The organism is Shinella sp. GW821-FHT11G07 (genome assembly GCF_058808115.1).
Map to the genome: position 1 here is coordinate 511984 of NZ_JBXARJ010000001.1, position 25325 is coordinate 537308.

A 25325-nucleotide genomic window follows, 5' to 3' on the forward strand; every position below is an offset into this window, starting at 1 on the left:
GATAGAACTAATTTCTTTTCATAATTTTTGCAAGAAAATAAATTTTACATTATTTCGCGAATGCCACGCACTGAAGGCACCGGGAGCGCGTATCTCCTCTCGGCCGACGGTGCACGGGCATGCGCCTGCGCAAAATCGATGAACTCTGCAGTACGGGCTGGCAGCCGGCGCCGGCTGTCACTGAGCAGGCAGACCGCCTGCGGCTCCGGCTCGAATACCTCCAGCACCGGCACCAGAAGACCGGCCGCCAGTTCCATCTCCACATCCGCCAGCGCCGTGCGCAGGATGCCAAGCCCTTGAACCGCGAAGTTTTTCAATGTTGCCGGATCGCTCGCCCGGAAGCGACCTCCTACAGCCACCTCCCCGTCGGCGCCCCCCTGAAACGCCCAACCATTGCCGGCGAAGGCCGAGCCATCGAGCCGCAGGCATTCATGGCGACAGAGATCGGCCGGCAGAGCGGGCACCCCATACTCCGCCAGATAGGCGGGTGCAGCACAGGTCACCGTTTCCATCGAAAACAATTTCCGGATCGTCAGATTCGAGTCCCGGACGGGGCCAACCCGCAAGGCAACATCGAACGGAATTTCATGAAGGCTGCCCGGCGGATCGAAGCGCAGGGAAAATTGCAGATGCGGATAGGCATGGGCAAAGGCACGCACCAGCGAAAGAAGTTGAACCCGGCTGATATCCGCCGCGCAGGACAGCACGAGGCCACCTGAAACAGCCGTGCGGCGCCCGCCCATGTCGCGCTCGAGATCGGCAAAGCCGGAGAGCACGGGCCTCGCCCGCTCGAGCAGCAGCTTGCCCTCTTCCGTCAACAGCAGCGAGCGCGTCGTGCGCCGTACCAGCGCCACGCCATAGTGATCCTCCAGTGCCTTCAACCGCCCGCTGATCGTCGCCGGCGCCATGCCGAGGCGATTTGCAGCACTCGCCATGCTCTGTGAGCACGCGATTTCGGAAAACATCCTGAGATCGGCCAAACCATTCATGCTGGATCCTCCTGTCGGGCATTCCTGCCCGGCGGCTCCTGTCCCCAACACCCGCAAGGGGCGTCGTCCTTCCGGGCATTCGGAACCTCTGATCCAAGGAGTAGCACCACACCCCGGGAGGGTGCGGTGAAAATTGGTCATTTGATCCTGTACATTTCGTCACAAATCCTAGGCGACGATGTGCCGGGCGAGGTAATCGATGAAAGCACGGATGCGTGGCGCCAGCGGCGACTGGTCGGCATAGATGATCGAGACCGGCTCTCGGTCGCCAGGATTGAAGGTGTCGAGCACCGAGACGAGGCGACCTGTCTTCAGGTCCTGGCCGATGTGGAACTCGGACAGGCGCGCGAGACCCACGCCGTCCAACGCAAACCGTCGCAGGCTCTCGCCGTTGTCGAGGCTGAGACTTCCCTTCACCGCAAGATCGAGCTGGGTGGGGATGCCGTCCTGCTCGATACGGAAGGGCCATTTGCCGTAACTTCGGCTGAAGCCGAGCGTCAGGCAGTTGTGCTCCAGCAAATCGCGTGGTTCGGCCGGAACGCCGTGCTTTTCGAGATAGGCGGGCGAAGCCACCACGCGTCGCGGTGAGGCTACGATCCGCCGGGCACGGATGGTGGAATCCGTCAGCACACCGGTGCGGATCGCAACGTCGATGCCATCTCCTATGAGATCGGTGGTAGTGTCGGAAAGCGAGAATTCCAGGCTGATTTCCGGATAGGCCTCCAGGAAACCGGGTACGAGCGGCGACACGCAGTGCAGGCCGAAAGGCACGTTGCAACTGACACGCAACACCCCGCCGACCTGGCCGGCACTTTCCTTCACGCCGCGTTCCAGGCTGGAAATATCTTTGAGAATCTGCTTGCCGCGGGCGAAATAATCCTCACCCTCTGTCGTCAGTCGCAACTTACGGGTTGAACGCACGGCCAGCGGCAGTCCGAGCCGCGTCTCGATACGGGCGATGATTTTGCTGACCGCGGACGGCGACAGATGCAGCGCATCGGCCGCTGCGGTGAAACTTCCCGTTTCCACCACTTTCACGAAGACCTCGATCTCGGAAATCCTGCCGGACATGACCTACCTCCATTCATGAATGTGCGTCAATTCACTTATGCCAATGCTCCGCTTTCTCGCACAAGCGGGAAATGACAGACACGAGGACTATCATTTATGGAGGAGACATCAGCATGTATCAGAAGCGGGCACTCATCGCCGGCGCCACTGGCATTGTCGGGCTCAATGTGGCCGAACACCTGCACGACAGCGGCGGGTGGGAGATCACCGGTCTCAGCCGTCGTCCGCCAGCCGGCGCATCCTACATGCGCTCGATCGCCGTCGACCTTCTCGATCGCGAAGCGGCGCTCAAAACGCTCGGCGAGCTCCGGCCCACCCATGTCTATTATTGCACATGGACGCTCGGCCGCAACGAGGACGAAAACATTCGCCTGAACGGCGGCATGCTGCGCACCCTACTCGAGGGCGTGACCGCGGCCGGCACCGTCGAACACGTGGCGGTCGTCACCGGAACCAAGCACTATCTCGGCCCCTTCGAGGACTATGGCAAGGTGACGCCCGTCACGCCCTTCCGCGAAGACGCCCCGCGGCTGGAAAAGAAGAATTTCTATTACGAGCTGGAAGACATCGCGATGGATCTTGCCGCGCACCATGGTTTCGGCTGGTCTGTCCATCGCTCGCACACGATCATCGGCTATGCTGTCGGCAACCTCATGAACATCGGCGCGACGCTCGCCACCTACGCCTCGATCTGCAAGGCGACCGGCGCACCCTTCGTCTTCCCCGGCACGCCGACCGCCTATCACGGCATCAACGACATCACCGATGCGCGCCTGCTCGCAAAACACATCGTCTGGGCCTCTACTGAACCCAACGCCCGCAACGAAGCCTTCAACGCCACCAACGGCGACGTCTTCCGCTGGGAACAGCTGTGGCAGCGCATCGCCGATTATTTTGGCGTCGAGGCCGCCTATCCCGGCGAGTACAACTCGCTGACGGAGCGCATGAGCACGCTCGGCTCGCAATGGGACGCGCTTGTCGCGGAACACGGCTTGCAGCCAAACCCACTCGATCGGCTTGCCTCGCCGTGGCACACCGACCTCGACCTCGGGCGCCCGATGGAGTGCCTGCACTCCATGGCGAAAAGCCGCGCACTTGGGTTCTCCGATTTCCAGGACACGGAACAGTCCTTTATCGACGTCTTCGACCGGCTGCGCGCCGAGCGGATTATCCCCTAAACCTAGGAAGCGCAGTCACAAAAGAGCCCGGAGGATCCAATCCTCCGGGCTCTTCCGCATTGATGAATTCGGCCGTCAGGCGATGGGGTAAGGATGCGCGTGTAGCAGGTTCGCCAGCCGCGACAGCGCACGCGGCCCTGCCTTCACCTGCTCACAACGAACTTCCGACACACCGGGAACCGCCATGAGATAACTGCGCACCGGGCCGACGAAGGTCATGGCGAGGTTCGGGCATGCGCGGCAGGCGCCCGAGAGGGCGACATGCACCACCCCCTCTCCCGTCACATCGGTGATCTCGATATCGCCGCCATGGCCAAGAACCAGCGGCCGCGCCCGGTCGAGCGCGGCTTCGAGGGCATGAAGATCGATCATCAGATGAGCCCCAGTTCGCGTTTCTTGGCCTCCAGATCGATGCCCATCCCGCGGGCAAACGCCTTGCCGAGGATGTTCTCCTTCATCTCGCGAGTGATTTCGGGATAGCCGTATTTGTCCTGAAGTTCATCAGGCATGACGAGGTTGGCGAGCGTATCGATATAGGTCTGCACATGTGGCCAGATGAACGCTTCCGAGCCATAGCAGATGCGATCCGAACCGACGTAAAGCAGCGCTTCACCAAGCCGTTGCAGCATCTTGTAAGGCTGAAGATAGTACTGGTTGAACCAGAGCGGCAGGATCAAATAGACGTTCTCGAAGCGGCTGGCGATGGAAATGGTCTCGTCGACATAGGGATCGCCGAGGTGGTGGATGCCGAAATTCAGCTCCGGAAAATCGGCCGCCGCATATTGCAGGTCGTTGGGCTTGAAGGCCTCCACCGGGCCGAGTTCCAGCGGAAACCCCTTGTGGAACTGCACCATCTTGATACCGAGCTCCATCGCCTTCTCCCAGAGCGGATAGGCGATGTCCCGGTCGTCGGCACGCCAGGCGCAGCCGCGCGACTGGTACTGGTAGAACTTGAAGCTGACGGCGCCAAGCTCGTGCACCTGCCGCTCCATCTCTTTCAGCGCCGGGCCGAGGCCGTGATAGACGGGGTCGACGCCACCGGTCAGCACGATGCGGGCCGGGTCCTTCTGGGCAAGCGCATGGCTGAGTTCGACGGGGCCGAGGCCGGCGCGCCAGTGGGAAAACAGCGGCACCGAACAGGCGCAGGCCATGTCCGTGTCGGCCTTGCCGAACAGCATGTCGATGCCCCAGTCGAGGTCCGGGTCGGAAAAGGTTTCCGGTTCCGGCGGCGGCCCGCGGCGACCGGTCAGATTGATGAACCCGGTCAGTTGTTCGCGCAGGATGCGCACTCGCCTGCCATCGCTTCCGTCCTTGATCTGGCCATCGCTGAAATCCTGGCAATGAACCGCCGCATCAAAGACAAACATTCCGTCCTTCATGAAGTCTCTCCCATCGATCCGAAGGCGCGCGAGCGCCGTGGCTGGCTTGAAAAGCCAGCCGGATCAATATCATGGGGAAGAGGGCGCCGGTCTTCGGATTATCGGAAGACTGCCTTCAGGCAATGCCGAAAAGGTCGGAAAGCGCGCCGAACAGGCCCGTCCCACTCGCCAGCACGAGGCCGCCTGCCGCAAGCGATATCTCGCCGGACGGATAGGGCGCGAAGCGTCCGCCGGCCGCCTTGATGAGGGCAAGACCGGCAACCGCATCCCAGGCCCACATATGCCGTTCGAAATAGCCGTCCACCCGCCCGGCCGACACATAGGCCAACATCAGCGCACCCGCACCGACCTGCGAAAAACTGCCGCCGGCAGACAAAAGGCGCTCGGTATCGGCCGCAAAAACCGCCGGCGGAACACGGTGGTTGTGGCCGATGCCAAGCCGCGTCCGGTCGAGACTGTCGATAGTGCTCGCCGCGATGGGCACGCCGTTAATGGTCGCCGCAATGCCCTCGGCGCCGGCGAACAACTCGTCGCGCAGCGGATCGTAGATCACCCCGAGAACCGGCTCACCCTTCGACCAGAGGCCGATGGACACGCACCAGTTATGCGCGCCCTTCAAAAAATTCGTCGTGCCGTCGAGCGGATCGACACACCATACAAACTCGGCGCCCTCAACCGCGGAAGCACCCGTCTCTTCGCCCAGAAAGCCATCCTCAGGAAAGGCCGGCGTGAGGATGGAAGCGATCGCCTCTTCCGCCTCGCGGTCGGCGTTGGATACAAAATCGTTGAGCCCCTTTTGCTCGATGGCCAATCCCTCACGGCGACCGTAATGGGCGAGCAGCAGGCGGCCGGCTTCGCGCGCGGCGCGTTCGGCAATAGCCAAGCGCGGTTGCAGCCGCTCGGTGGACGAGGTGTCGGACATCGGATTTCCTTCAATAGCGCGTCAGGGCGGTGACGTCGGAAGTGCGCTCCAGGCCCTCGATGGCACGGCCGAAGTTGCGCACCGCATAGAGCGAATAGAGCACATCGATGACCTGGAGCTGGGCGATCTTCGACACCATGGATTCGTGGTACTCGCCCGGCCCAACGACGCCGGTGACGGTGGGCGTGAAAAGGCAGATATCAGCGTGCCGGACGATCGGCGAATCCGGGAAGGAGGTGATCGCGAGCGTCGTCGCGCCTCGCAGCTTCGCTTGCTGAAGACTGTCGACCGTCGAGATGGTGCGTCCCGAATTGGAGACGCCGATTGCCAGCGACTTGGGGCCAAGCGTCGAGGTGGAAATCTGCCGTATGCCGAGGTCTCGGAAGAACAGGCAGCGTTTGCCAACCCGCATGAAGCGCAGCAGCGCATTCTCCACGCAGATAAGCGATGCGCCCATAGCGAAAAAGCCGAGAACATCTGCTTCCTCGATGGCCGCGACGGCGCGTTCCAGTTCGCTTTCGGCGAGCCCCGCCCGCGTGTCGGAAACCGTCATCGCATAACGGGCGGCCACCTTGGACAACACCGAGGCAACATCATCCTCGGCGGTGATGTCTTCGTAGACGTGGCGTTCGGAGGACGGGGTTGCGACCGCCGCGCCCTGCGACAGTTCCTCCGCTATAAGAATCTTAAACTGCTGGAAGCTCGGCACTTCGATTTCGCGCACGAAGCGGGTGACGGTCGATTCCGACACCTCGCACTGCACCGCCAGATCCTTGATGGAGATCGATTTGATCTCTTCAGGCGCCTTCAGCACCCTATCCGCGATCCGGCGAAGCGCAGGGTTCATGTATCCCGCCTTCCAGCGAATCCGCATGAGGATGGATTGCCTGTTGTCCTTTGAGCTGTCCATCGGCCCATCACTCCGGTTGCGTCGTCGCAATTCTATAACCGGCAACAAGGGGAAAATGAAATTCCTTTTTGTTACCAGACAGTGCACCCGGCCCGAGCGCTTTCCCGCGCCACGCACAGGACATCATAGGCCGCCTTCGCCGCCACCAGCGAATCCTGCCACGCCTCCCGCCACAGCCGCACGCCACCGACCAGCCCGTCGCTGAGCATTTTCGACGAGAAAGCCTCGACCGTCAGGTCGCCGCGATAGCCGGCCGATTCGAGCGCACGGCAATAGCCGAGCACGTCGAAATGTCCGCCGCCGAGCAGGCCACGGTTGCTGTCGGCGACGTGGGCGTAGCCTAGCAGAGGTGCATTGCGGTGGATCGCCGCTGCGATATCCCCCTCCTCGATGTTCATGTGGAACGTGTCCATATGAATGAACAGGTTGGAGCCGCCGGAGGCACGGATGAGTTCCGCCGCCTCGTCCAGCGTGTTGACGAGGTAGCTCTCATAGCGGTTGACCGGTTCGAGGCCGAGGCGCACACCGAGTTCGCCGGCGCGGCGATCGAGACGGGCAAGGCTTGCCGCGACCTGCGTACGCTGGGCTTTCGTTGCCGGCGCCGCATAGTTGGCGAAAGCGGCATAGGTGATGCCGGAGACGGCCGGCGCCTCCAGCTCCGCAGCGATCTCCAGGCAGCGCGCGACGCTCGCTTCACCGCGCCGCGCCACCTCCTGATCGCCCGAGGTGATATCGGTATCCGACCCGAGCGCCATGCCGAGGCGCAGCTCCAGCCCGGCCTCCCGCGCCACCCGCCTGGTCAGCGGAATGTCGAGCGCGGCCGGGTCGAACAGCAGCACCTCGATCAGTTCGTAGCCGATCTCGGCGGCGGCGCGGCAGCTGGCCTCCGCTGCCGCGGGCGACCAGTCATCGGTGAAGACCAGGCTGTGGACGCCAAGTTTTCCGCTCATGTCGTGTTCCTCAGCCGAAAATCGAGCGGATAGTGCCGCCGTCGGCGCGGTGGCAGACGCCGTTCATCGCGTTGTTCGTCATCAATTGTACAACGCCGCGACCATGCATCGCCGGGTCGATCAGTTTTTGCGTGAGGTTGGACGGCTGGACGTCGCGGTAGAAATGGGCGAGCGCCTGTTCCACCGTCTTGCCCTGCTGGGCGGCGAGATCGGCGAAATAGGTTTCAACCGATTCCGTCGCCGTGCTGCCGGGCATGTAGCTGTTCACCCGGACATTCGTGCCCCGCGTCAATTCGGCCAGCGAGCGGCTGAGGCCGAGCATCGCCGTCTTGGTCGTCGAATAGGGGATCATGTTGCCGATGGAGCGGATCGCCGCTTCCGAGGAGATGAAAACGATGCTGCCGTCGTTGCGCGCCAGCATGTCCTTCAGCACGATGCGCGAGATGCGGATCGCCGTCATCAGGTTGTGCTGGAAATATTCCATCCAGCGCTCGTCGCTGACCTCGAAGAAATCGTTGACGTCGAAGACACCTATATTGTTGACGAGGAAGGAGACCGGGCCAAGCTTGCCGGCGAAGTCCGCGAGCCGTGTCGCACCCTCGGGCGTCAGCAGGTCGGCGACGACGCCGTGGGCGCGCGGGCCGATCGAGGCGCAGGCCTTGTCGAGCTTAGCCTGGTCGCGGCCGTTGATGACGACGACGGCGCCCTCGTCATGAAAGGTCTTGGCGATGGCATAGCCGATGCCTGTGGCGCCGCCGGTGACGATGGCAATCTTGCCGTTGATCCCGAAATCCATTGGGTTACTCCCTCTCCCTGTTTGTCGTGCTGCCCACGCGGGCGAATTGCGCGAGCCGGTCGCAGGCTGTCTTGATCTGATCGAAGACGGCCTCGAAGGTCGCGCGGGGTTCGCCCCACGGGTCGATGATGTTGGTTTCCTCGCCAGGCGCCGCGAAGGCGCCGAGCCGTCCGACCCGCGCCCGGCTCATTGCAGGCCGCAAGGCGTGGATCGCGTCCATGTTGTGATCGTCCATTCCGAGGATCAAGTCGAATTCCTCGAAGTCTGTCTCTCGAATCTGTCGCGCTACGAGCGTATCGAGGCGGATGCCCCGCGCTGCGGCCACCGCCGTGGTTTCGCCGTGCGGCGGCTTGCCGACGTTCCAGTCCATGATGGCGGCGCTGTCGATGCGGTGCTCCGGCAAGGCGGCGCGCAGGATGCCGTCCGCAGTCGGCGATCGGCAGATGTTGCCGCGGCAGACGACCAGCACCGAAAGGGGCGGACGGGCGACCGGTGCAACATTATACGCCGTGCCCACCTCGGCGAGACGCACCTGCGCCTCCGGCGCTCGGGTGGCCAGACGCCGTGCGCCATCGACAGGATCGAGCGTGTTGAAATCGAAAAGTCCAAAATGATGGCCGAGCGTGGCGCGAGCGCCGATTTCGTCGGCAAGCGCCACCGCTTCCTCCAGCGTGAGATTGCCGGGCACGCCGTTCGCGGCTCGCTCCGCATCGCGGCCATTGACCGGCAGCAGCGCGAGATCGACGCGAAACGGCATCAGCCATTCCGCAAGACCGGGAAACGGGATCGTATCGCCGGAATGCCAGAGCGTCACACCGCCGCCGGTGAGCACGTAGCCGAGGAAGATATGGCCGTCCTCGGTCTTGCGCAGGTCCTCGTGCGCCGCGGGCGTGGCGGTGACCAGCACGCCGCCAAGATCGACGCTTTCCCCTGCATCGATCAGCACGAGCCGATCCTCGGGCACGCCGCGTTCGATGGCGCGCGCCCGTTCCGCTCGCGGGGCGAGGACGCGGGCAGCGGGATTTGCCGCCAGCAAGGCGGGGATCGTACCCGGGTCCATATGGTCCGTGTGACCATGGGTACAGAGCAGCCAATCGATGCCGGTGAGGTTTCCGGGCGCGATGACCGGCGGCGTCATGCGTGTATGCGGGAAACGCGTGCCACGGTATTTTTCCGCAAGCGAATCCGAAAGGTACGCATCGATGACGATACGCAATCCGCCCTGAGCGATCAGGAAACCCGCCTGCCCCAGCCAGGCCAGCATTGCGCCCTCGCCCGGTTCAAGGCGATCGACGCTGGCAAGGGGACGGGTCTCCAGAAAGCTCATGGGCACACCAGGTTCTTCAGCAGATTGTCGACGGCGACGCTGGTGGCGCGGTCGACGCTTTCCTCGGTAAAGCCGCCGGCATGGGGCGTCAGGATGACCCGCTCGTGGCTGAGCAGCGCGGAGGCCGAGGGCGGCTCCTGATGGAAGACATCAGTCGCCAGTGTGGAAACCTGCCCGCTTTCCAGCGCCACCAGCATGGCACCGTCATCGATGAGTTCGGCGCGCGCCGTGTTGACGACGATGACGCCCTTGCGCATGCGCGAAAACATCCCGGCATCGAGCATCGGCCTTTCGCCGGGCGGGCAATGGAAGCTCACGGCATCTGCCTCGCAAAGCGCCTCTTCCAGGCCGACATGGCGGAAGCCCGGCCGTACGAAACCCGCATTCGGATAGGGATCGTAGCCGACCACCTCCATGCCGAGGCCGAGCGCCATGTCGGCGACTTCCCGGCCGATCGCGCCGCAGCCGATGACGGCGAGCGTGCGCCCCTTCACCTCGCAGCCGATGCGCCGCCGCCATTCCCCCTTGCTCAAATGCTGGTGCGACCAGGGGATATGACGCGAGGCGGCGAGCAGCAGGCCGATGGCGAGTTCCGCCACGCCGCGGGCGTTCGCCCCGGTCGCCCGCTCCACGGTGATCCCGCGTGCCTCGGCTTCGAAAATGTCGATGTTGTCGACACCCGTGCCGTTACGGCTGATGACCCGGAGGCCGCTCGCCGCATCGAGCACGCGCAGGCTTATCGGCTCGACGCCGGCAAGCCAGCCGACGCAGCCCGGAATGCTGCGCAGCAGGTCCTCCTCCGACGGCATTTTGCCCGGCGCGGGATAGACGATTTCGAACCCCTGCTCCAAGAGCCGCGACAGGACGGGGTGGCCCGCGCCGGAGAGCGAGCGGGGCGTGACGGCGATCTTACCGGTCATCGGCCTCGTCCGCTCAGCCGTTCCAGCGGGGATTGTCGATGACGGTCGGCTTGCCGTCGCGCTCGACCATTAACTTGCGAAAACCCTTGCTCTCGATCGTGCCGTAGTCGTGGCCGGCATTGCCGGGGAAGGCGAAAAAGGTGACGAGCGGTTCGGTCGGGTGCACGTTGATCGAGCGGTGCGCCCAGCGGCCGGGCACATAGACGGCCTTGCCCGGCAGGAGTTCCAGCCATTGCGTTTCGCCCTCCGGCGTCTCCATCATCATGTAGCCGTGGCCGCGCAGGCAGTAGTAGACTTCTGCCGTGTCGATGACGGTGTGAAAATGGCCCTTGGTCATGTGGTACTCGTCGCCCACCTTGCCGGGATAGGTGATCGACGTGCCGTAGGCGACGTCCTTCTCGCTGTCGGGAACACCCATGTCGTAGAATTCGTAGAGCAGGCTGTCGCCCTTGGCGAGTTGCGCCTCGAAGGCCGCCTCGTCGTGGAACATGCCCTTCATCTTGGAGAGCGTGCGGCGGATAGGCTCGCGCGTGGAACTGAGGCCGTTGTTGAGGTTGAATTCATGCAGGCTTGGCAAAACGGTCATGTCCTGTTCCTTTCAGGCGGTGGCGTCGCGGGCGATGCGGCTCAAGTCGTCGAAGGCCGGCCCGGACATGGGGATGTCGATGTCAAAAACTTCCGCGATCACGCGGGTCCAGCCGTGGATGAAGTAGACCCATCCATCGTGGACTGTGAGGTTGCGATCCTTGGCTGCCGCGCGTGCCTGGTCGAGGAAGACGAGGTCGCCGCGATAGTTGAATTCCCAGACGAGCCCGTCTTGTGGGAACTGGACCGTGTCCGTCAGCGGCGAGCCCGGCCCGTCCTTGCCAAGCCCGGTGGCATTGACCACCATCGAACCCGGCGGGAGCGCCGCCACCACTGCGTCGGCCTCCGCCGGCGTCGACGCTAGGCGGTAATCGATGGGGATGGCAAAGCCGATCTCTTCGTGAACGTGGCGCATCTCGGCCAACGAAGCCTCGCGCCGTGCCGTCACCACGGTGCGTTGCGGCGTGTCGCCGCCAGCACGCTTCTTGTTGTGCAGGTAGAGCGACAAGGCGAGCGAGGAGCCGCCCGCGCCGAGTATGCAGAGCGTCGCGCCCGTCCTGGCCCAATGCCCTTCCGGGGCAATGGCTTCGAAGCTGGCGCCGGCGGTGATCGGGTCCTTGGCGTGGCCGGAAAGACGCCCGCCGCGCTTGGAGATCGAGCTGATCTCGTGCAGGGTTTCGGCATAGGGGTCGAGGTCGTCGAAAAGATCGCGCGAGGCCTTGAGCAGGTTGACCTTGTGGGTGGTCACCAGCGCGCCGAGCGACAGCGGATCGTGCTTGATGAAATCGACGGCGCCACGATAGGCCGATGGCTCCGAATTCGGCGCGAAGTCGATGCCCTTCATCTCGGCATCGAGGCCGAGATGGGCCGACCAGGCTGGAAAGACCTTCATGATCGAGGATTTTCCGGTGGTCACGCCGATGAAATACATCGTGCGCCGGCTTGCTGATGTGTAGGTCATGGTAAAAGTCCTAGTCGTGTTCGGCCCAGTCGCGCGACCGGTCCACGGTGCGGCACCAGCCGCGATAGAGCGTGTCGGCGATCGCGCGCTCGACGGTCGGCTCGAATGCCTTATCGAGGGCGAAGGCGGTATGAAGTTCAGCCTGGTCCTTCCAGTAGCCGACGGCGAGACCCGCGAGGAAAGCAGCACCCCGCGCGGTCGTGTCGATGACCTTGGGACGCAGCACGCGCACGCCGAGCTGGTCGGCCTGGAACTGCAGGACGAAATTGTTCATCGCAGCACCGCCGTCCACCTTCAGTTCGGCAAGCGCGATGCCGGAATCGGCCTCCATGCGGTGGATGACGTCGCGGATCTGGTAGGCCATGGATTCCAGCGAGGCGCGGATGAGATGGTTGCGGTTGGCGCCGCGGGTGATGCCGACGATGGTGCCGCGGGCATATTGGTCCCAGAACGGTGCGGAAAGACCGGTGAAGGCCGGCACGATGTAGACGCCGTTGGTGTCCGGCACGTCCATCGCCGCCGCTTCCGTCTCCGACGCGCTGTGGATGATTTTGAGCTCGTCACGCAGCCACTGCACCACCGAGCCAACGGAGAACAGTGTACCCTCCAGCGCATATTCGAGCTTGCCGCCGAGCCGCCAGGCCACCGTGGTCAACAGGCCGTTGTCGGAGGTGCGGATTTGGCTGCCGGTGTTCATCAACAGCGTGCCGCCGGTGCCATAGGTGGCCTTGACCATGCCGGTGTGGAAGCAGGACTGGCCGAACAACGCGCCCTGCTGATCGCCGATCGAGGAGGCGACGGGGATTTCGCCGCCGAAGAGATCCGGATCGGTGAGGCCATAGACGTCGGAAGAATCGCGCACGTCGGGCAGGATCGCACGGGGCACGTTGATTTCGGCAAGCAACCGCTCATCCCAGTCGCCGGTGCGGATGTTGAAGAGCAGCGTGCGGGAGGCGTTGGAGGCGTCCGTGACATGAGCGCGGCCGCCGGTGAGGTTCCAGATCAGCCAGGTATCGATGGTGCCGGCGGCAAGTTCGCCGCGCTCCGCGCGGCGGCGGGCGCCGGGCGTGTTGTCGAGCAGCCAGGCGAGCTTGGTGCCGGAGAAATAGGCGTCGATGACGAGGCCGGTATTCTCTTTCACATAGGGTTCGAGCCCCCGCGCCTTCAGCTGGTCGCAGATGCCGGCGGTGCGCCGGTCCTGCCAGACGAGGGCGTGGTACAGCGGCACGCCGGTCTTGCGATCCCAGATCAGGCAGGTCTCGCGCTGGTTGGTAATGCCAATGGCGGCGATCTCGGCGGCGGAGATGCCGATATTCTGCATCACCTCGCGGGCGACAGAAAGCTGGGTCGCCCAGATCTCGTTGGCATCGTGCTCCACCCAGCCTGGCCGCGGATAGATCTGGCGGAATTCTCGCTGCGCGAGCGAGACGATGTTGCCGCCCCGATCGAAAAGGATGGCCCTTGCACTGGACGTTCCCTCGTCCAGCGCCATGACATAACGCTCAACCATGTCTTCCTCCCCCGCATGCGTCAATCGTTCGGCTTGAACAGGATCTTGTGATACCTGCCGAAGCTGCGGTCCTTCAGTGCCTTGAAAATGGACGGCGCCTCCTCAAGCGTCGCCCGGTGGGTAATCAGCGGCTCGACCGTCAAGCGGCCGTCGCCAAGCAATCCGATGATGTCAAACCATTCCTTGCCAGGGAACGGCAGGGAATAGGAATTCCATGAGCCGACCACCTGCAATTCCTCGCGCACGATCTTCGCAAAAGCCTTTTCCGCGAAGGTGACATCGCCATAGGCGGTGCCATAGAGCATGACCGCGCCCTGCTTGGCCGCGACCATGATGGAAAGATCCCGCCCCGGCGCGGAGCCCGCACATTCCAGTGACACCGCAACCCCGCGCCCGCCGGTCGCCTCGCGCACCCGGGCGATGACGTCATCGCGCGTCGGATTGAGGCAGAGATCGGCGCCGATGCTTTTCGCCAGCTCCAGCTTGTCGTCGTCGACATCGATGGCGATCAGCGGGCGTGCGCCGGAAAGCCGGGCGAACTGCAGGGCAAAATAGCCGAGCGCGCCGCAGCCGGCCACTGCCACCGCATCGCCGAGCTTGAGATCCAGCTTGTGGATACCATGCAGGATGATCGCCGCCGGCTCGATCGTTGCGGCAACCTCGTAGGATACGTTGTCTGGCACCTTCAGCACGTTGGTGGCCGGCGCGCAGAGATATTGCGCAAAGGCCCCGTCACTGCGCGAGCCCATGAAATCGTAGTCGTCGCAGAGGTGGAATTTTCCCGCCTCGCACCATTGGCATTTTCTGCACGGCATCAGCGGCGCCACCGCCACACGGTCGCCAGGCTTGAGATGCGAAACAGCGGCACCGACCCGCTCCACCCTTCCAGCGAATTCGTGGCCGGGAATGGTGGGGAAACGGTAGGTACCGGTTGTCATGACGCGGCCGATATCCGAGCCGCAGATGCCGGCGGCCTTTACCTCGATGAGAACATCGTCCGGGCCGATGTCCGGCACCGGAACATCCTCGACGCGCAGATCCCCCGGCGCATGCAAAACGGCCGCCTTCATCGCAGGCTCTCCTCCTGAGGATAGATGATGGTCTTCATGCCCTTGCCCGAAAGCGCATGCTCGAAGGCGGCGACCGCATCTGCCATGCCGAAGCGATGGGTGACGATATCGGTGACGCGGATCTTGCCGGTTTCCACCAGCTTCAGCGCCCGCGCATAGTCCTCGACGCTCGAGCCGGTCGAGCCAAGCAGTTTCAGGCCCCAGTAGTGCACCTTGTTGGTATCGAGCTCGACCTTGTTGCCCTTGTTGAGGCCTGAGAAGAAGTTCATGCGGCCGAGACGCGCGAGACAGGCCATCGCCTGGACCTGAAGCTCCGGCGCCGGTGCGCAGGTGAGCGCGACATCGACGCCGCGGCCGGCCGTCAGGCGCAGCACTTCCTCCACCACATCGACGCGGCTTGAATCCACCGTATCCGTCGCGCCCTGCGGCACGATCTCTGCGAGGCGTTCCGCCCGCCGCCCGACCACGATGACCTGCCTTGCGCCATAGGCTTTCGCCAGTTGCAGGAACAGGCCGGCGATCGGCCCGGTGCCGAGAATGAGGACCCGGTCCTCGGGCGTCACCACAAGGTCTTTCCAGGCATTGAAGCAGCAGGAGAGCGGCTCGACCAACGAGGCCTCCTCGTAGCTCATGCCGGCGGGGATCTCGAAGAGGTTGCCGCCGTAGAGCGCCTTGGCGGTAACAACCATGTATTGCTGGAAACCGCCGTCGATATCGATGCCGAACGCCTCGTAGTCGGGGCACATATTGTTGAGCCCGCGGCGACACATCTCACAATGGCCGCAGCCAATATTCGGCACCGCCGACACCCGCTGCCCCTTTTTCCAATGCCCGACATGCCGGCCGACCTCGACGATTTCGCCGGCAAGCTCATGACCGAGCACGCGCGTGTCGTTTTCTCCGACCCGAAAATGGCCGCCGCGGATGACCTTCAGGTCCGTGCCGCAGATCGAGGCTGCGAAGACGCGGATCAGAACCTCGTCGTCTTGCGGCGCGGACCGCGGACGCTCTTCTAGAGCGATCCGGCCCTTGCCCTGATACACGGCGGCCTTCATCGGATTACACCTCCATCCCGTAGCGGTGCACCTTATGGGTCGGATAGAGCGAGATGGTCGGGATGGTGACGTCGGGCGTGCGGGTCGCGACGTAGAGGGCGAGCCAGGCGACGTTGTCGACGTCGATACAGGAGGCGTGGATGCCTTCCTTGATTTCCTTTTCGTCGAGCCAGCCATCGACATAGGCTTCGAGGTCTCCATCGTAGAGGCCCGTATCGATGATCTCCGTCATTGGCGTCTTCACATGGCTCGGGTTGAGAACGGTGACACCGATCTTCTTGTCCTTGCCTTCGAGCAGGATGTTCTTGGAAAAGCCAAGCATGCCGTGCTTGGAGGCGCGGTATGGGCTGTGGCCGGGGCCGGAGGCGACGCGGGTCGACGAGGAGCCCATGTTGATGATGCGTCCGCCTTCGGCCTGTTTTTCCATATAGAGGAAGGCTTCGCGGCAGCAGAGGAAGACGGCTGTCAGGTTGGGACCGATCGTCTTGTTCCACTCTTCCAGCGTCACCCGGGTGACCGGCGGGGCAAGGCTGTCACGGCCGGCGGAGTTGACCACCACATCGACGGAGCCAAAGGTGTCGTTGACCTGCTTGAAGAAGGCGCGAACCGTCTCCTCCTCACAGACATCCGCATAGATCGGCAGAACCGTGCCGCCGTCGGCCTCGATCTCGCCGGCGACACGTGCCAGGCGCTCCCGATCAAAATCGATCATGGCGACCTTCGCGCCGTTGTGGGCATAGATGCGGGCGACGGCTTCGCCGATCCCGGATGCTGCACCGGTGATGATGCAGGATTTCCCTTTGAGGGACAGCCCCTCCGACAGGGTGTTGCTGGGCATTGGAACCTCCGTTTTGTGCCCCGATCGAGGCGTGTCCAGATTTTCGATGAAACCGTTCAAGCCGTGCGGGTGAGTGCGACCGCCTCCGCCGTGAGCCGGGAAATCTCGTCAAAGCGCCCTTCCCGGACGAGTTTTGCGTCCACCATCCAGGACCCGCCGCAGGCGAGAACGGCGGGAAGCGCGAGGTAGTTCGCGAGGTTTGCGGCACCGACGCCACCCGTCGGCACAAAGCGCATGGCCGGATAAGGTCCCGTCAGCGCCTTGAGGAAGGGCACGCCGCCGCTCGGCTCGGCGGGGAAGAATTTGACGGTCTCCAGACCGAACGACATGGCTTGCTCGACGCCGGTCGGATTGTTGATGCCCGGCACGATCGGAAGACCCAAGGCCTGCGCCGCAGCAACGATCGCAGGATTGAAGCCAGGCGTGACGATGAACTGCGCGCCGGCTTCCGCAGCCAGATCGAGCTGCTCGCCCGTCAGAACCGTGCCGGCACCCAGCAGCATATCTGGAACTTCGGCGCGGATGCGGCGCAGCGCTTCGGCGGCTGCCGCCGTGCGGAACGTCACTTCGGCGACGGGCAGTCCGCCATCGACCAGTGCGCGGGCCAGCGGAACCGCATCCTCGGCCCGCTCGAGCACGACGACGGGCAAAACCCGCGCCATCGCAATCCGGGCGACAATGTCCGCTCCGGTCAAGTTCATGTGCCCCTCCAATCGAATTTCCTACCGTGACCGACAAATAGAATGAAATTCGTTATTGCGCAATACCAAAAAAAATGATTTTTATTTTGTGTGTCAGCGATCGAGAGAAATCGCGCGCGGACACCCTATGCCGCCACGCAAGGCGGCCTCTCCGGACATCCGGTCCGGCTCGTCTTGGAAAGCGACATCGACATATGATCAAAGCAGTCCTGTGGGACATGGATGGTACGCTGGTCGACAGCGAGGACATCGCCGTCGAGGCCTTGGGGTACGCCATGAAAGAAGCGGGCTTGCTCCCGCCACCAGACCTCAAGGAGCGGGTCGTCGGCCGCTCATCCGATGAAATCTACAACATCATCGTGCGGGATTTCGGGCTCAAAGCCGATCCGCTGGGATGGGAGCGACGCAAGCATCACCACTATTTCCGCGCTTCGGAGCGGCTGAGGGGCTATGAGGACGCCGTCGAGACCTGGAACCGCCTTGCCGCTGCCGGGATAGGCCAGGCCGTTGTCTCCAACAGCGACCGCGCCATCGTCGACGTGAATCTTCGCGCCGCCGGGCTGGTGCGGCCGGGGCTCGTCACCGTCGCGCGCAACGACGTCCGTCTCGGCAAGCCGCATCCGGAGGGTTATTTCCGGGCGGCCTACCTGCTCGGCGTCGAGCCCAGCGAATGCCTGATCGTGGAAGACAGCGGGAGTGGTGCCGCAGCTGCGCTGGCCGCCGGCATCGAAACGGTTTTCGTGCCACACAGTCACAGTGCGCCACCAGATGGCGTGCTGTGGCTCTCCTCGATGACGGAACTGGAAGGCCGCGTTCTCCGCGCGCAATGAAGGCCTATTTCCTATGGCGGCGGATGCCACACCCGCCGCTTCCGCCACCGATTTGATCCGAAAAGTGACCATGCCTCACCCTCGGCACATTGACGGCGCTTCGCAGGAACAATAGATATATGATATATTATCCTATAGACCTGGGAGGAAACAATGGTGGATTATGTCGTGGTCGGCGGCGGCTCGGCGGGCAGCGCACTGGCCGGTCGCCTGGCGCTCGGCAATGCCGGCAAGGTGCTGGTGATCGAAGCGGGCCCGCGTGACAACAACCCGCTGATCCACATCCCGGCCGGCTTCGTGAAGCTGCTCGATTCCGACCTTCTCTACCATTACAAGACGGAGGCGCAGCCGGCGTTGAACGGCCGCGCGCCCGTAATGCCGCAAGGTGCCGTGCTGGGTGGCGGTGGTTCCGTCAATGCGGCGATCTATATCCGCGGCCAGCGCCGCGACTATGACGACTGGGCGCGACTAGGCGCCGACGGCTGGGGCTATAGTGACGTCCTGCCCTATTTCCGCCGGGCGGAAGACAATGACCGACTGTCCGACGCCTATCACGGCACCGACGGCCCGCTCGGCGTCTCCGACCTCCGGCAGGTGAGCGACCTGACGCGCGCCTTCGTGCGCAGCGCCCAGGAGGCCGGTGTTCCCTACACGCCGGACTTCAACGGTACGCGCCAGCGCGGCGTCGGCTTCAATCAGACGACGACCCGCGATGGCCGCCGATGCAGCGCGGCCGTCGGCTATATGCGCCCGGCGATGAAATCGGGAAATCTCGAAATCCGCACGGGTTGCCTCGTCACCCGCATCCTCTTCGACGGCGATCGCGCAACCGGCGTCGAATATGTGCGCAACGGCAAGGTCGAGACTGTCCAGGCAGACAAGGAAGTCATCCTAGCGGGCGGCGCGGTCCAGACGCCAAAACTCCTGATGCTGTCGGGCATCGGCCCGGAAACGGAACTGCACCGGCACGGCATTGCCGTCAAACATCGCCTGGAAGGCGTTGGGCAGAACCTGCAGGATCATCTGGAGTTTCCGGCCATCCGCTTCTGCACGGGGCGATACGGCTATTACGGCGAGGATAGTTTTTTCCGCTCCGTGAAAAACGGACTGCAATACCTGCTCTTCAAGTCTGGGCCGGTCATGTCGAACGTCACGGAGGCCTGCGCCTTCATGAATGTCGACGACATGGAGGCGGAGCCGAACATCCAGATGCATTTCGTGCCCATCGTCTTCATGGATAGCGACCAGGAACAGGTGAAACGCGCTGGCGCGACCGTGAACCCTTGCGTACTCAGGCCGGAGAGCCGCGGCGAGATCCGGCTGAAATCCACCGATCCGGCCGCGCATCCGATCGTCGATCCACGCTATCTGACGGCGCCCGAGGACATGCGGCTTTCCGTGAAGGCGCTGAAGCTCGCCCGCAATATCCTGGCGCAACCCTCCTTCGCGCGCTTCGTGGAGGATAGCGAAGCCTATCCGGGCAAAGCGATCGACGACGATGCGTCACTCGCTGCCTATATCCGGTCGAAGGGCAAGACGGTCTATCATCCGGTCGGCACCTGCCGGATGGGCCGCGACGCGATGTCGGTCGTGGATCCCGAACTGCGGGTGCATGGCCTGCGCAATCTACGCGTTGTGGACAACTCCATCATGCCCACACTGATTTCGGGCAATACGAATGCGACAGCGATAATGATCGGAGAGAAGGCTTCGGATATCATTCGTGGACTGGAGCCGCTTGCGCCATCGAACGCTTGATGCGCTAGTGTCGCATAGGCGCTTACGGGCGTGAATCGGGGAAGTCACAGGTCGTCGCATGAGCCAGCTGCCGAAAATCAACAAGGGAAATCTCTCCGAGCAGGTCTACGGCACCATTCGCGCATCCCTGATGGACGGGCGCTACGAGCCTGGTGAGCGGCTGACGATCGCCAGCCTCGCCGACCAGCTCGGCGTTTCCATCACCCCGGTGCGCGAGGCAATCTTCCGCCTCGTCACGGAGCGTGCACTGGAGATGCGGGCCGCGACCTCCATCCAGGTGCGCAGCCTCACGGCCTCCGAATTGCGCGAAATACAGCTGATCCGCCACCATCTCGAGGGTGAAGCGGCGGCCCAGGCGGCCGTGAAGATATCGGCGAAGGATCTTGCGGCGCTTGAGGCGCTCCACGCCGATTTTGCCAAGACCGCCGCAACGGATCCGTTGCAAGCCTCGCACATCAACCGTGAGTTCCACTTCAAGCTCGCCGGGGCGGCGGAAATGCCGATGCTCTATTCGACCATCGAAGGCATGTGGGCGCAGATGGGTCCGCTTATCCATCTCTACCATCTCCACACCCCTCCCCGCGTGCTCGTCAGCGGCAAGCACGGCCATTATGACGTGCTGCGGGCGCTCGCCGCCCGCGACCCGGAAAGCGCGCGGCGCGCCATCCAGGCTGATATCGGCGTTGGCGTCGTGATGGTCGACTGGCTGGAAGCAAAAGGGGCGGCCGAAGCCGCCCCGTGAGTGTCAGAGCTCGATCCACGTCGTCTTGAGTTCCGTGTATTTATCGAGCGCGTGCAGAGACTTGTCGCGTCCGTTGCCGGATTGCTTGAAGCCGCCGAACGGAACGGTCGCGTCGCCGTGATCGTAGCAATTCACCCAGACCGTGCCGGCCCTGAGCTTGCGGGCGATCTTGTGGGCGCGTGACAGGTCGCGCGTCCAGACGGCGGCGGCAAGGCCATAGGACGTGTCGTTGGCGACGCGTACGGCTTCCTCGTCGTCTTCGACCGTGATCGTTGAAAGCACCGGACCGAAAATTTCCTCCTGCGCAATGGTCATGTCATTGCGCACATCGGCAAAAATCGTCGGGTTGATGTAGTAGCCATCCGGCGTATCGCCCGGTCGGTCGCCGCCGAGCACCAGCCGCGCCCCTTCCGCCTTGCCCTTGGCGATATAGCTCTCGACACGATCGCGATGGCCGCTTTCCACCAGCGCACCTAGCTTCGTTGCGGGGTCAAGCGGGTCGCCAGGGCGGATCGATTTCGCCGTCTCGACGACGATATCGAGGAACTGCTCCTGGATGCGCTTGGAGAGGATCAACCGCGACGGCGCCACGCAGACCTCGCCCTGGTTGAAGCAGATCGCCGTTGCCGCCCGTTCCGCTGCGACCCGCAATTCCGGCACGTCGTCGAGAATGATGTTCGGCGACTTGCCGCCGCATTCGAGGAACACCCGCTTCATGTTCGACTGGCCGGCATATTGCAGGAACAGTTTGCCAACTTCGCCCGAGCCGGTGAAGGCCAGGCAATCGACATCCATATGCAGCCCGAGCGCCTTGCCGGCGGTCGGGCCGAAACCCGGCACGACATTGAAGACGCCATCCGGAATGCCGGCTTCAGCCGCAAGCTCAGCGAGGCGGATCGCGGTCAGCGGCGATTGTTCGGCCGGCTTCAGCACGACGGAATTGCCCATGGCGAGCGCTGGCGCGAATTTCCACGTCGCCATCAGCATCGGGAAATTCCACGGCACGACCGCACCGACGACGCCGATCGGCTCGCGGGTGATCATGGCGAGCTGGCCGGGACCGGTGGGCGCGATCTCGTCATAGAGCTTGTCGGGGCACTCGGCATACCATTGTAGCGTATCGAGCACGACGTTCACGTCGATGTTGCGGCTTTCGGACACCGGCTTGCCCATGTCGAGTGTTTCCAGCACGGCAAGCTCGTCCATGTGCTTTTCGAACAGCACGGCAAAACGCTGGAGCACCTTCTTGCGCTCCTTCGGCGACCGGTCGCGCCAGTCTCCCGCCTCGAACGTCCGGCGCGCCGCCTTGACCGCGCGATCGACATCCTCCGCATCGCCTGCCGCGACACGCGCGATCGCCCTGCCGTCGCGCGGCGAGATGTCGTCGAACGTCGCCCCGGACGCCGCATCAACGAAGCGGCCGTCGATGAAGGCCTGGCCTTTGATGGCAATCCGGCTGCGGATCGCGGCCACATCCGCCTGTGTCAGTGCAAGATTCACGTCATCTCCTCCATTTTTGTCAGTGACATATATCATATATCATGTTATCTCGCCCCATCGCAAGGAGTTGTTGCCGGGATCGGCACAGGAAGGGAGGAGCGTGTGACGCAGCCAGTGAGAAACGATTACCGACCCACGGAGGCCGAGATCGCGCGGCTCAGGGACCGCGCCCAGTTCGTGCGCCTGGAGACCATCCGGCTTATCGAGATCGCCAAGGTGGGACACTACACCTCGGTGTTTTCGGCGGCCGAGATTTTCGCCGCGCTCTACTATGACGTGATGTCGCTTTCGGCGGACCCGAAATGGCCTGACCGCGACCGCTTCCTGATGGGCAAGGGCCACGCGGCCGTCGGCCTGTTCCCGATCCTTGCCGAACACGGCTACATCCCGACCGAGGTGCTGAACGGTTATACCCGCCTCGGCAACCCGCTCGGCGACCATCCCGACATGCGCAAGGTGCCCGGCGTCGACTTCTCGTCCGGCTCGATCGGCCATGCGCTGTCCAACGGCCTCGGCATGGCGCTGGGCGGCCGCATGCAGGGCCGCGACTTCACCACCTTCGTCATGCTCGGCGACGGCGAAATGCAGGAAGGCCAGGTCTGGGAGGCCGCCATCGGCGCCGCCCACCACAAGCTCAACCGCCTCGTCGCGATCATCGACCGTAACGGCTATCAGCTCGACGGCGCGGTGGACGACGTCATGGGCATCGAACCCATTGACGAGAAATGGCGGGCCTTCGGTTGGGAGGTGCATGTCGTCGACGGCCACGACATCGCGGAACTCACCGCGCTGCTGCGCCGCGTCAAGGCCGATGCATCCCGCGAAAAACCCTGCTGCATCATCGCGCGCACGCTGAAGGGCAAGGGCGTCTCCTACATGGAAACCGAGCCCGGCTGGCATCTCGGCTATCTCGACCCCGTCGACGCGGACGCCGCGCGCCAAGAAATTCTGTCCAAGGTGATCTGAGATGACCCAAGCCAATCTGCGACCGACCTCGCCGAATTCCTGGCACTACCGGGAACTGAACATGAAGAATCCCGGCCTCGACCATCTGTCGAACGGCCTGATCACGCTGACCGAGGCCGGCCACCCGATCGTCGCGGGCTCTGCCGACCTGCAATATTCCAACGGTCTCAACCGCTTCGCCGCCCGCTATCCGGACCGCTACGTCAGCTTCGGCATTTCCGAGCAGAACATGGTCTCGGCCGCCGCCGGCGTCGCCACCACGGGCATGATGCCCTACGTCGCGACCTTCGCCTCGTTCCTCGGCCTTCTGACCTGTGAACAGATCCGCATGGACGTCGCCTATTGCGCCCTGCCGGTGCGCCTCATCGGCCACCACACCGGCATCGCCATGGGTTTCTACGGCACCTCGCACCATGCGACGGAAGACATCGGCACGATGCGCTCGATCGCCGACCTGACGATCGTCTCGCCGGCGGACGGCCCGCAGCTCGAAGCGGCGATCCGCGCCTCGGTCGACCATGACCGGCCGATCTATTTCCGCACCGGCCGCGGGCGCGAGCCGGAGCTCTATAACAGTAAGGCCGATTTCGTCTTCGGCAAGGCGGTCGAGCATGCGCAGGGCGAAGAGGTGACGATCATCGCCTGCGGCCTGCCGGTGCATCCATCGGTGCAGGTCGCGAAGAAGCTCGCAGCCGAAGGCCGCAGCGTCGGCGTCATCGACATGGCGACGGTCAAGCCGATCGACCGCGACGCGATCCTCGCTGCCGCCGCGCGCTCCAAGGTCATCCTAACAATCGAGGAACACAACATCCTCGGCGGCCTCGGCTCCGCCGTTGCCGAAGTGCTGGCGGAGGAAGGCGGTCCGGCAAGGCTGGTTCGTCACGGTATTCGCGACGAATACGCGCTGATCGCCCCGCCGACGCACCTCTATGCCCATTACCGGCTCGACCAGGCCGGCATCGAATCCGTCGTCCGCGACATCATCGGCTGACGGAGCGCGCCGGGAGGGCGCGTTATCCCGCTCCGGGCACCCGGAGCGGAGGATCCAACTTCAACTGAGGGAGAGAGACCATGACGTTCTTGAAATCGGCATCGCTGATGCTGTGCACGGCCGCACTGGCCATCATGACCAGCGCGGCCAATGCCGCCGAAAAACACGAGATCTACAAGCTGCTGCCGAATTCCGCCCTGTCCGGCGTCATCGATCCGGAAATGGCCGACCGTTCGGACGTTGCCAAGGCGTTGCCGACGACCCCGCGCGATGCGAGCAAGAAGCTGGTGATCGGCTGGACAGAAATCACGCTCGGCAATCCCTGGTTCGTCAGCGTCATCGACACCGCGAAAGCCAAGGCCGCCGAATACGGCTACGAACTCGACGTGCAGGTCGCCGATGGCGACCCGGCGAAGACGTCGGCGCAGATCGATGCCTTTATCGCCAAGAAGGTCGACGTCATCGTGCTCGACCCGACCGACCTCGCCGCCGCCGCAGCCGATGCACAACGTGCGGTCGATGCCGGCATTCCGGTGATCGCGCTCGGCACCGTGCCGGACGATAGCCCGATCGTCACGACGGTGCTCTTCAATCCCTATGGCAATGGTTTCGAGGCAGGGCGCTTCGTTGCGCAGCATTATGGCGCCGACAAGCCGATCACGGCGGCCGCGATCCTCGGCACTGTCGGCAACTCGACCTCGGAAAGCCGCGTCAACGGCATGATCACCGGCATCATCTACGAGCGTTCCCGGCAGCTCGGCCTCAACCTTTCCAAGGAAGACGCCATGCTCGCCGGCTTCAACAAGTTCCAGGAACTGAAGACCGGCGGTGCTTTCGACTATCCGGACGTTAAATTCAGCGTCGTCTCGATGGGCGTCGGCTTCTGGACGGAAGAGGGCGGCCTCGATGCGGCAGAGGACATCCTGACGGCACATTCTTCCAAGCTCGACATCATCCTCGCCGAAAACGACTTCATGGGCATGGGCGCCCTGCGCGCGCTGGAAAACCAGGACCTCAAGGGAAAGATCCAGGTCGCAAACGCCGCGGACGGCTTTCGCACCGCGCTCGATCTCGTGAAGTCGGGCGACATGCTGGTGACCGGCCTTTGCTCCGGCTCGCATACTGGCGAAGGCGTCGTCACCCTGATCAACCAGATCTTCGACAAGGGGTTCGACGCCAACAACCTGCCGCTCGGCTCCTACTACCCCTCGCAAATCGTGACCAAGGAGAACGCCGACCAGTTCATCGATCCGGACACGGCGAACCCGTTCTTCCGCTACACGGTGCCGACCTTCAAGACGATCGGCGAACTCAAGAGCTGATCTTTACCAATGATGCGGCGGACCTTGCGAGGTCCGCCGCGATGAAAGGGAGGC

Annotated in this window: 25 protein-coding genes; 7 read left to right on the forward strand and 18 right to left on the reverse strand. The window is 63.5% G+C overall.

Annotated features, from left to right (window positions below):
* Positions 1–44: 44 nt before the first annotated feature.
* Complete coding sequence (locus tag AC1RT2_RS02295; protein ID WP_493099557.1) at positions 45–989, reverse strand: substrate binding domain-containing protein; 945 nt, start codon at positions 987–989, stop codon at positions 45–47.
* A 168-nt stretch (positions 990–1157) separates the two neighbouring features.
* On the reverse strand, positions 1158–2060 hold the full coding sequence (locus AC1RT2_RS02300; RefSeq protein ID WP_493099097.1) for a LysR family transcriptional regulator: 903 nt from the start codon (positions 2058–2060) through the stop codon (positions 1158–1160).
* Positions 2061–2173: 113 nt separating this feature from the next.
* Between AC1RT2_RS02300 and AC1RT2_RS02305 the strand changes: the two genes are divergently transcribed.
* Positions 2174–3238: an SDR family oxidoreductase gene (locus AC1RT2_RS02305; RefSeq protein ID WP_493099099.1), complete on the forward strand. Its 1065-nt coding sequence runs from the start codon at positions 2174–2176 to the stop codon at positions 3236–3238.
* 75 nt (positions 3239–3313) lie between these two features.
* Here AC1RT2_RS02305 and AC1RT2_RS02310 read toward each other — a convergent pair whose 3' ends face one another.
* The 15 genes from AC1RT2_RS02310 to AC1RT2_RS02380 all read right to left on the reverse strand — a co-directional run bounded on the left by AC1RT2_RS02310 (position 3314) and on the right by AC1RT2_RS02380 (position 17162).
* Positions 3314–3610 carry a NifU family protein gene (locus AC1RT2_RS02310; protein WP_493099101.1) on the reverse strand — a complete coding sequence of 99 codons (297 nt, stop codon included), beginning with the start codon at positions 3608–3610 and terminating at the stop codon, positions 3314–3316.
* A complete protein-coding gene (locus AC1RT2_RS02315) occupies positions 3610–4617 on the reverse strand; it encodes an amidohydrolase family protein (protein ID WP_493099103.1) in 1008 nt (335 codons plus the stop codon). Before AC1RT2_RS02315 ends, AC1RT2_RS02310 begins: the two co-directional genes overlap by 1 nt.
* A gap of 115 nt (positions 4618–4732) precedes the next feature.
* A complete protein-coding gene (locus tag AC1RT2_RS02320) occupies positions 4733–5539 on the reverse strand; it encodes an inositol monophosphatase family protein (protein WP_493099105.1) in 807 nt (268 codons plus the stop codon).
* A gap of 10 nt (positions 5540–5549) precedes the next feature.
* Positions 5550–6449: a MurR/RpiR family transcriptional regulator gene (locus AC1RT2_RS02325; protein WP_493099107.1), complete on the reverse strand. Its 900-nt coding sequence runs from the start codon at positions 6447–6449 to the stop codon at positions 5550–5552.
* A 71-nt stretch (positions 6450–6520) separates the two neighbouring features.
* The gene (locus AC1RT2_RS02330) at positions 6521–7399 is read right to left on the reverse strand and encodes a sugar phosphate isomerase/epimerase family protein (protein WP_493099109.1); all 879 of its coding nucleotides are present in this window, start codon (positions 7397–7399) and stop codon (positions 6521–6523) included.
* Positions 7400–7409: 10 nt separating this feature from the next.
* On the reverse strand, positions 7410–8195 hold the full coding sequence (locus tag AC1RT2_RS02335) for an SDR family NAD(P)-dependent oxidoreductase (RefSeq protein ID WP_493099111.1): 786 nt from the start codon (positions 8193–8195) through the stop codon (positions 7410–7412).
* 4 nt (positions 8196–8199) lie between these two features.
* Positions 8200–9522 carry an arsenate reductase/protein-tyrosine-phosphatase family protein gene (locus AC1RT2_RS02340; protein WP_493099113.1) on the reverse strand — a complete coding sequence of 441 codons (1323 nt, stop codon included), beginning with the start codon at positions 9520–9522 and terminating at the stop codon, positions 8200–8202.
* A complete protein-coding gene (locus AC1RT2_RS02345) occupies positions 9519–10442 on the reverse strand; it encodes a phosphoglycerate dehydrogenase (protein ID WP_493099115.1) in 924 nt (307 codons plus the stop codon). Before AC1RT2_RS02345 ends, AC1RT2_RS02340 begins: the two co-directional genes overlap by 4 nt.
* Before the next feature lie 13 nt (positions 10443–10455).
* Positions 10456–11028, reverse strand: a complete 573-nt coding sequence (locus tag AC1RT2_RS02350; RefSeq protein ID WP_493099117.1) for a glucose-6-phosphate isomerase — start codon at positions 11026–11028, stop codon at positions 10456–10458.
* 12 nt (positions 11029–11040) lie between these two features.
* Positions 11041–11988, reverse strand: a complete 948-nt coding sequence (locus AC1RT2_RS02355; protein WP_493099119.1) for a shikimate dehydrogenase family protein — start codon at positions 11986–11988, stop codon at positions 11041–11043.
* A gap of 10 nt (positions 11989–11998) precedes the next feature.
* Positions 11999–13498 carry a glycerol kinase GlpK gene (glpK, locus tag AC1RT2_RS02360; protein ID WP_493099121.1) on the reverse strand — a complete coding sequence of 500 codons (1500 nt, stop codon included), beginning with the start codon at positions 13496–13498 and terminating at the stop codon, positions 11999–12001.
* Positions 13499–13518: 20 nt separating this feature from the next.
* On the reverse strand, positions 13519–14568 hold the full coding sequence (locus AC1RT2_RS02365) for a galactitol-1-phosphate 5-dehydrogenase (protein ID WP_493099123.1): 1050 nt from the start codon (positions 14566–14568) through the stop codon (positions 13519–13521).
* The gene (locus AC1RT2_RS02370) at positions 14565–15623 is read right to left on the reverse strand and encodes a zinc-dependent dehydrogenase (RefSeq protein ID WP_493099125.1); all 1059 of its coding nucleotides are present in this window, start codon (positions 15621–15623) and stop codon (positions 14565–14567) included. Before AC1RT2_RS02370 ends, AC1RT2_RS02365 begins: the two co-directional genes overlap by 4 nt.
* A 4-nt stretch (positions 15624–15627) precedes the next feature.
* Positions 15628–16461 carry an SDR family NAD(P)-dependent oxidoreductase gene (locus AC1RT2_RS02375; protein ID WP_493099127.1) on the reverse strand — a complete coding sequence of 278 codons (834 nt, stop codon included), beginning with the start codon at positions 16459–16461 and terminating at the stop codon, positions 15628–15630.
* A gap of 56 nt (positions 16462–16517) precedes the next feature.
* Entirely contained in the window at positions 16518–17162 is a 645-nt protein-coding gene (locus AC1RT2_RS02380) for a bifunctional 4-hydroxy-2-oxoglutarate aldolase/2-dehydro-3-deoxy-phosphogluconate aldolase (RefSeq protein WP_493099129.1), read from the reverse strand.
* Between the two features lie 194 nt (positions 17163–17356).
* Between AC1RT2_RS02380 and AC1RT2_RS02385 the strand changes: the two genes are divergently transcribed.
* The 3 genes from AC1RT2_RS02385 (at position 17357) to AC1RT2_RS02395 (ending at position 20492) form a co-directional block, all read left to right on the forward strand.
* Positions 17357–17992 carry an HAD family hydrolase gene (locus AC1RT2_RS02385; RefSeq protein WP_493099131.1) on the forward strand — a complete coding sequence of 212 codons (636 nt, stop codon included), beginning with the start codon at positions 17357–17359 and terminating at the stop codon, positions 17990–17992.
* A gap of 153 nt (positions 17993–18145) precedes the next feature.
* A complete protein-coding gene (locus AC1RT2_RS02390; RefSeq protein ID WP_493099132.1) occupies positions 18146–19750 on the forward strand; it encodes a GMC family oxidoreductase in 1605 nt (534 codons plus the stop codon).
* A gap of 58 nt (positions 19751–19808) precedes the next feature.
* The gene (locus AC1RT2_RS02395) at positions 19809–20492 is read left to right on the forward strand and encodes a GntR family transcriptional regulator (protein WP_493099134.1); all 684 of its coding nucleotides are present in this window, start codon (positions 19809–19811) and stop codon (positions 20490–20492) included.
* Between the two features lie 3 nt (positions 20493–20495).
* On the opposite strand, the gene AC1RT2_RS02400 is transcribed toward AC1RT2_RS02395, so the two are convergent.
* Entirely contained in the window at positions 20496–22028 is a 1533-nt protein-coding gene (locus AC1RT2_RS02400; RefSeq protein WP_493099135.1) for an aldehyde dehydrogenase, read from the reverse strand.
* Between the two features lie 66 nt (positions 22029–22094).
* Here AC1RT2_RS02400 and AC1RT2_RS02405 point away from each other — a divergent pair, with 66 nt between their 5' ends.
* From AC1RT2_RS02405 to AC1RT2_RS02415, 3 genes are all read left to right on the forward strand, one after another.
* Entirely contained in the window at positions 22095–22958 is an 864-nt protein-coding gene (locus AC1RT2_RS02405; RefSeq protein WP_493099137.1) for a transketolase, read from the forward strand.
* A gap of 1 nt (position 22959) precedes the next feature.
* On the forward strand, positions 22960–23949 hold the full coding sequence (locus AC1RT2_RS02410; RefSeq protein WP_493099139.1) for a transketolase family protein: 990 nt from the start codon (positions 22960–22962) through the stop codon (positions 23947–23949).
* Between the two features lie 80 nt (positions 23950–24029).
* Positions 24030–25271 carry a sugar ABC transporter substrate-binding protein gene (locus AC1RT2_RS02415; protein WP_493099141.1) on the forward strand — a complete coding sequence of 414 codons (1242 nt, stop codon included), beginning with the start codon at positions 24030–24032 and terminating at the stop codon, positions 25269–25271.
* The last annotated feature ends 54 nt before the right edge of the window (positions 25272–25325 follow it).

What these genes read in the sequence shown, in the direction of transcription:
- AC1RT2_RS02295 (WP_493099557.1), bottom strand. Translation starts at nt 989, where the DNA reads ATGAATGGTTTGGCCGATCTCAGGATGTTTTCCGAAATCGCGTGCTCA.
- AC1RT2_RS02300 (WP_493099097.1), bottom strand. Translation starts at nt 2,060, where the DNA reads ATGTCCGGCAGGATTTCCGAGATCGAGGTCTTCGTGAAAGTGGTGGAA.
- AC1RT2_RS02305 (WP_493099099.1), top strand. Translation starts at nt 2,174, where the DNA reads ATGTATCAGAAGCGGGCACTCATCGCCGGCGCCACTGGCATTGTCGGG.
- AC1RT2_RS02310 (WP_493099101.1), bottom strand. Translation starts at nt 3,610, where the DNA reads ATGATCGATCTTCATGCCCTCGAAGCCGCGCTCGACCGGGCGCGGCCG.
- AC1RT2_RS02315 (WP_493099103.1), bottom strand. Translation starts at nt 4,617, where the DNA reads ATGAAGGACGGAATGTTTGTCTTTGATGCGGCGGTTCATTGCCAGGAT.
- AC1RT2_RS02320 (WP_493099105.1), bottom strand. Translation starts at nt 5,539, where the DNA reads ATGTCCGACACCTCGTCCACCGAGCGGCTGCAACCGCGCTTGGCTATT.
- AC1RT2_RS02325 (WP_493099107.1), bottom strand. Translation starts at nt 6,449, where the DNA reads ATGGACAGCTCAAAGGACAACAGGCAATCCATCCTCATGCGGATTCGC.
- AC1RT2_RS02330 (WP_493099109.1), bottom strand. Translation starts at nt 7,399, where the DNA reads ATGAGCGGAAAACTTGGCGTCCACAGCCTGGTCTTCACCGATGACTGG.
- AC1RT2_RS02335 (WP_493099111.1), bottom strand. Translation starts at nt 8,195, where the DNA reads ATGGATTTCGGGATCAACGGCAAGATTGCCATCGTCACCGGCGGCGCC.
- AC1RT2_RS02340 (WP_493099113.1), bottom strand. Translation starts at nt 9,522, where the DNA reads ATGAGCTTTCTGGAGACCCGTCCCCTTGCCAGCGTCGATCGCCTTGAA.
- AC1RT2_RS02345 (WP_493099115.1), bottom strand. Translation starts at nt 10,442, where the DNA reads ATGACCGGTAAGATCGCCGTCACGCCCCGCTCGCTCTCCGGCGCGGGC.
- AC1RT2_RS02350 (WP_493099117.1), bottom strand. Translation starts at nt 11,028, where the DNA reads ATGACCGTTTTGCCAAGCCTGCATGAATTCAACCTCAACAACGGCCTC.
- AC1RT2_RS02355 (WP_493099119.1), bottom strand. Translation starts at nt 11,988, where the DNA reads ATGACCTACACATCAGCAAGCCGGCGCACGATGTATTTCATCGGCGTG.
- glpK (WP_493099121.1), bottom strand. Translation starts at nt 13,498, where the DNA reads ATGGTTGAGCGTTATGTCATGGCGCTGGACGAGGGAACGTCCAGTGCA.
- AC1RT2_RS02365 (WP_493099123.1), bottom strand. Translation starts at nt 14,568, where the DNA reads ATGAAGGCGGCCGTTTTGCATGCGCCGGGGGATCTGCGCGTCGAGGAT.
- AC1RT2_RS02370 (WP_493099125.1), bottom strand. Translation starts at nt 15,623, where the DNA reads ATGAAGGCCGCCGTGTATCAGGGCAAGGGCCGGATCGCTCTAGAAGAG.
- AC1RT2_RS02375 (WP_493099127.1), bottom strand. Translation starts at nt 16,461, where the DNA reads ATGCCCAGCAACACCCTGTCGGAGGGGCTGTCCCTCAAAGGGAAATCC.
- AC1RT2_RS02380 (WP_493099129.1), bottom strand. Translation starts at nt 17,162, where the DNA reads ATGAACTTGACCGGAGCGGACATTGTCGCCCGGATTGCGATGGCGCGG.
- AC1RT2_RS02385 (WP_493099131.1), top strand. Translation starts at nt 17,357, where the DNA reads ATGATCAAAGCAGTCCTGTGGGACATGGATGGTACGCTGGTCGACAGC.
- AC1RT2_RS02390 (WP_493099132.1), top strand. Translation starts at nt 18,146, where the DNA reads ATGGTGGATTATGTCGTGGTCGGCGGCGGCTCGGCGGGCAGCGCACTG.
- AC1RT2_RS02395 (WP_493099134.1), top strand. Translation starts at nt 19,809, where the DNA reads ATGAGCCAGCTGCCGAAAATCAACAAGGGAAATCTCTCCGAGCAGGTC.
- AC1RT2_RS02400 (WP_493099135.1), bottom strand. Translation starts at nt 22,028, where the DNA reads ATGATATATGTCACTGACAAAAATGGAGGAGATGACGTGAATCTTGCA.
- AC1RT2_RS02410 (WP_493099139.1), top strand. Translation starts at nt 22,960, where the DNA reads ATGACCCAAGCCAATCTGCGACCGACCTCGCCGAATTCCTGGCACTAC.
- AC1RT2_RS02415 (WP_493099141.1), top strand. Translation starts at nt 24,030, where the DNA reads ATGACGTTCTTGAAATCGGCATCGCTGATGCTGTGCACGGCCGCACTG.